1 protein-coding gene is annotated in these 729 nt (G+C 41.6%); it reads left to right on the top strand.

The genetic code is table 11. The features are described from left to right. The coding region (locus tag R7E78_RS26415; RefSeq protein ID WP_318058647.1) for a GNAT family N-acetyltransferase at positions 1–396 on the top strand (396 nt) is incomplete at its 5' end. Positions 397–729 lie beyond the last annotated feature (333 nt).

Raw genomic sequence — 729 nt, 5'->3', positions numbered from 1 at the left:
GTTCAATCCCCTGAATTGTTTAAAACTGCCGAAGAAATCGAGCAAGAGAAAAGCATTGCTCGTTACATCGATAATCCCGAGTGTTTGGTATATGTAGCGAAAGTCGGTGATGAAGTTATCGGTTTTGTCTCTGGTCACTTTTGTGAGTTAACTTCCGTTGTCAGCCAACCTGTGATGATGGGCAGTGTGGATGAGTTGTATGTGATGCCGGAATATCGAAAGCGAGGAACGGCTCAAGCTTTGCTCGATAAGATAGAATCTACCTTTATCGATTACGGCGCAACCCAGATGTTTGTTGAGGTTTGGAGTTTTAACCGCCAAGCACTCGCATTGTATGAAAAACAAGGGTTTGGGCATCATATTCACTGTTTGCGAAAGCCCTTAAATCCATCGTAATTAATACGTCTCGTTGACGGTAATTCAGTGACAGAAACCATGTGGAATTGAAATCATTCAGTTCATCAATAGACTTTTGCGTTTAAGTGGCTCGCAAGCTATGAATTTGCTACTCAACTTACATTGGTAACATTGAATTTGTCTGCTTGTTTTATGAGTAGCACGAGGATCGTGCTTACAAAAACAAGAGGATATTACTTTGAAACTATCAAAATCGTTACTTGCTTTGGCAGTCTTGCCAATGTTTGCAAGTGCTGATGATTTATCACAGACGCAAAACCACATCATTCAACCGAAAATCGTGGGCGGCATTACCGCCGATCCAACTGAATG

The organism is Vibrio sp. YT-19(2023) (genome assembly GCF_033337395.1).
Note: the sequence above shows the minus strand (reverse complement) of the source record. Positions and strands in the feature narration are given on the sequence as shown.